The sequence below is a fragment of the Prevotella sp. 885 genome, from assembly GCF_002265625.1.
In the GTDB taxonomy this organism is placed as follows: domain Bacteria; phylum Bacteroidota; class Bacteroidia; order Bacteroidales; family Bacteroidaceae; genus Prevotella.
In genome coordinates this window covers 1-4,282 of the sequence record NZ_NOVE01000096.1, presented here as the reverse complement: position 1 = coordinate 4,282, position 4,282 = coordinate 1, and the positions used below count along the sequence as shown (strand labels likewise).

Here is a 4,282-nt window from a genome sequence, read left to right as displayed (position 1 = left end):
AAGTCCCTTGTACATATTAATGCTGACATCATTTTTCATACAGCAAAGGTAAACATCTTTACGGAAAATCTATCATGTATCGTTGATATATTTGGGTAGGGATGCCACGGACTTTATCGGATGAGCCATAAGTTAACTTGCCTGTAGATTGATTCTTGGTGAAGATGGTATCGCCGTTCTCATCACGCTCTGCATCCTCGAAGATGTTCTTCTGTACGCCCTCACTCCAATACTTTACGAGCTTGGTAGTACCTTTATAATGGAAATATTCCTCTATCGGCTTGCCGTCAATAAAGGCGATGACACTCTGGTTAGGATTCAGCACATTATAGCGATGTCCCGTCTTCAGGTCAAAATAGAGCCAGTCGTTTGTCACGCCAGTGCTATAACCTGTTTTTCGGGGCAAGGTATGACCTGTGAAGTCCTCTGCCTCATAAGATACGCAGCTCGTCATTGCGGCTGCCATACCTATTATATATAGTAATGCTTTCTTCATTATTTTTTCTTTCTAAATGCTTTTACCAATTCATCTACCAACACTTCCACCTGCACATGCGCCTTGGCTCCTGCCGTGGCTGGCACGTTAAACATGGTGATGCCCGAACCTAAGGTCTTTGGCACATAGTTAAAGATGTTATCCACACCCACAGTTACCTTTACCTTATTATAGAAGGTCTGAATCACCGACAGATTGCACAATACATACTGTGGCAATTTGCAGCGGAAGTAGGCATCGTGGCTCTCACCGTTTACAGAGAGTCGGTCCTGCACATCGAATTTCTTCTCACCCATGTAGCTTGCCGAGAAGGTGGCGCCCAGTCGGTAGTTCTTCTTCGTGTACTTATAGTCAAGGCTTGCCGTGGCAGCATGAGGCGAAGTGGTGTTCACCTGGATGCCCTCCGTCTTGCTCACGTTCACGTAGCTGTAGGTGGCATTCATCGTGAAGTGGTTGAGGAAGTGCCAGCGCATGATGGTCTCCAGTCCGACGAGGTTCTGCTTGGCGAGGTTGGTGTATTCAAAGTTATACTGCATGTCGTAGATGCGCCATACGCCCTCTATCTTCTTGCGGAAGAAGTTGCCATACACATTGCCCGAGATGAAAAAGTTATCGTTCGAGTACTCTGTGCCCAGACTCACGTAGTTGTTCTTCTCAGGCTTCAGGTCCTCGTTACCCTTAATCATGAACATGCCCAGGTGGTCCCAGTTGAAGAACAGCTCCTTGATGCTTGGCGAACGATAGCCCATCGAATAGTTGGCTCTCCACGCCCAGTGATCCGAAGGACTCCACTTGAAGGCAATCTTAGGCATCGCCATCAGTCCGAAAGCACGGCTGAAGTTGGTTCTCACACCTGCCGAAACCATCCAGTGGTCGTTCATCGTCCACTCGTCCTGCAGGAAAGCCTCCGTCTCTTTTAATGAACGGGTGCGCATGATGTGGGAGGCATCGCCGTTGAATCGGTCGCTCGTCAGGTCATCGCTCAGGTGCTCGATGCCGAGGATGAGGTCGTGACCCTCGAACTTCTGCGAGGTGATGGAGAGGCGAGGCTGGAAGATACGGCTCTTATACACCTTGGTACGCTTGTCAATGCGCTCGTGGCGCTTGAAGCGGTCGTAGAAGTCGCCATGAAGGGAGGCGGTAATCTTGAACCAATCCTTGAAGGAGTACTTAATCTTGGTTCCAGCCGTCCAGTCACGCGCCTGACTGAAGGTCATGTCCTGAATGAGGTCGTAGGTATTCATATAGAACGCACTACCGTAGGCAAGAATCTCCAGGTTCTTGAAAGGGTCGTAGAATACCTTCTGCGATACCGAGATATGCTCCGTGCCCTCGATGCCCATTGGCGGACGGGAAGCCACGCTGGTAATGGTCACGTCGTGGTCGAGCCAAGGGTTCGCCTCTTGGGTATAGACCTTCTTGTCGTTCTCCGCCTGATACATGTAGAAGGCATCGCTCGAAGAGTACCACACGTCGGTCTGCGAGGTCACCTTGCCAGCGTTGAATCCTGCCGACACCCAGCTCTGCAGGTTCGGGCGGTCGGCGTTCTTCTCAAACATATACAGGAAGTCCTTCTTGGAAGGATTCTTGTAGTTGGTCTCGTTCATCTGTCCCCAGCGTACACCAGCCTGAATGTCGATAGGCTTGGTGGTCTTCTTGGTGATAAGATTGATGACGGCACCCGACGCACGGCTTCCATAGAGGGTACTGCTGGCACCCTTCACGATTTCGATGCGGTCGATGGCATGGAGGTTGAATCGCTCATAGTCGAGGTTGCCAGCCATGTCGCCCGTCAGTCGCTCACCATCCTGCAGGAAGAGCACGTGGCGGGCATCCAATCCCTGCATGGAGATTTCGTTGCCGAATCCCACTTTCTGGATATTCATACCCGGGGTCTCCTGTTGCAGAGCCTTGGTCAGGTCGGCATAGCCTGCATCTACCAGTTCCTTACCGCCGATCACCTGCGTGCTCACTGGCGAGAGCTTGATAGGTCGGGCAGTACGGGAACCAGTAACCACCACCTCATTCACCTTCATCACGTCCTCGGTCATGAAGAGCTTGAGGGAGCTGTCGCTTCCGATGGTTCCTCTCAGAGGGTTATAGCCCACGGATACCACCTGGTAATAACACTTGTCACTCTGAGGCACCGAGACAGTAGCCTCACCATCCATGTTGGTAACAACACGCTGTGGCGATTTCAATTTCTCGTTGTCGGCGTAGGTGATGACTGCACCGATGATTGGTTGCTCGGTGGCTTTGTCGAAGATATCGAACTTCACCTTTCGCTGTGCAGCGACAGGGAGGGCGAGTATCAGCAGCAAGCCGATGAGCATTACATTTCTAATTGTCTTCATTTATATTGTCATTCTATTTTTTCCAAATCCTTACACGATTTCAGCCTCGCTATGGCTTGTTTCTCTTCCCTTCATTTTTTACTTGCAAAAAGAAAGAGAGACATGTCTGGGCATATCCCTCTTTCCTTTTATATATAAGCTACAGTCTCTTATTTGATTCCGTGCTCCTTTTTATACGCAGCCAAGTCTGCCTCATACTTTGCCTTGTCGGTTTCAAAAGTAGCGAGACGAGACTTGTCAATGGTCTGCTTGAAGCACTCAGAACGCACGTTCATCATGTTGTAGTTAACGATGAACTGTATTTCGTGGGTCTTGGCATTGTAATAGCCTTGTACGCTACTACCTTTGGCACTTGATGCAGAACCGTCTGTATCTGTTCCCCATACAGAACCGTCTTCACCCTTAAACTTTATCCAACCATCACCTGTATATTCTTTCTGCTCCCAAGAGTTGAGAACCATGGTCTTGACATCACACTTAAAATTGATAATCATTCCCATGTTTCCGACCGTGAAGTCAAGCAAAGAAATGGTGAAAGTTTGTGCGTCAGTCTTACTCCATTCAAACTTAAACTTTGTAGGACATCCCTCTGGTAAAAGGGTCTTGTTCACTCCATTCATCGTTGCATTTGTTCTAAGCACAATTTCACCATTCAGGTAATTTGTTGCCTCTTTCACAAGTTCTGTATTTGCATCAGCATCTGTAATTTCTTCATCAGAAGAACATGATGCTTGCAAAATAAGGCACATTAAGCAAAGCAAGAACAAAGCAAGTGTCTTTATTGTTTTCTTCATTTCCGATTAACATTTAAAGTCCACCCATTCAAAGGGTGAACTTCTAAAACACATTAAAAGTATTTACTCTGCTTCACGATTCCAAGTACCCTCAAAGGTTACAACTGCTTTAAATGATACTCCAAGGTAGGTAGCATCTATAGATGAAACTGTAAATTTCAAATCATTTCCAGTCTGAGAACCATCGACATTAGCCTTGAACTCCTTTTTAGAAATCAAAGGCATCTTGAACAAGATGGCTTTGTCAATATCTTGTTTGAATGAGCCATCTGTGACAGTAATTTTTTTAGCATCAATAGTGATGGTACCTGGCATTTTGCCAATTTTGAATGCATCAACATACAAGTTGATTGTTCCGTTTGCGTTGACAGTCAATTCTGCCTCAATTGGGCTATATGGGTCTTTGTCACCATTCATGTAGACATAAGTCAAAGCACCTTTGTAAACACCTTCTTTTAAAGAAGAACCATCACTTGCATTAGCCTTGTTAGGCATTACAAACATGCTGACAACAGCCAGAATCATCAAAATAAAATGTTTCATAATTGTTGTTTTAAAAAAATATAAAAATTAATATTAAAGATATTTACTCCATCTATAAGCACCATATCTTTTATAGGCACGATAATCATCGTCTA

Annotated in this window: 3 protein-coding genes and 1 pseudogene; all 4 read right to left on the bottom strand. The window is 46.4% G+C overall.

Translation table 11 applies throughout. The features are described from left to right. Window positions 1-127: 127 nt before the first annotated feature. Window positions 128-496 (bottom strand): annotated as a pseudogene (locus CHL74_RS14900) (HmuY family protein); the annotation flags it as partial. After that, window positions 496-2,850, bottom strand: a complete 2,355-nt coding sequence (locus tag CHL74_RS14895) for a TonB-dependent receptor (protein ID WP_094881965.1) — start codon at window positions 2,848-2,850, stop codon at window positions 496-498. The gene CHL74_RS14895 and the pseudogene CHL74_RS14900, both read right to left, overlap by 1 nt. Window positions 2,851-2,999: 149 nt before the next feature. Beyond that, entirely contained in the window at window positions 3,000-3,644 is a 645-nt protein-coding gene (locus CHL74_RS14890) for a DUF4903 domain-containing protein (RefSeq protein ID WP_094881964.1), read from the bottom strand. A gap of 63 nt (window positions 3,645-3,707) precedes the next feature. Next, window positions 3,708-4,187: a calycin-like domain-containing protein gene (locus CHL74_RS14885; protein ID WP_094881963.1), complete on the bottom strand. Its 480-nt coding sequence runs from the start codon at window positions 4,185-4,187 to the stop codon at window positions 3,708-3,710. Window positions 4,188-4,282: the final 95 nt, after the last annotated feature.

Bases quoted from the DNA above. Each gene is read 5' to 3' on its own strand.
- CHL74_RS14895 (WP_094881965.1), bottom strand. From the start codon at position 2,850: ATGAAGACAATTAGAAATGTAATGCTCATCGGCTTGCTGCTGATACTC.
- CHL74_RS14890 (WP_094881964.1), bottom strand. From the start codon at position 3,644: ATGAAGAAAACAATAAAGACACTTGCTTTGTTCTTGCTTTGCTTAATG.
- CHL74_RS14885 (WP_094881963.1), bottom strand. From the start codon at position 4,187: ATGAAACATTTTATTTTGATGATTCTGGCTGTTGTCAGCATGTTTGTA.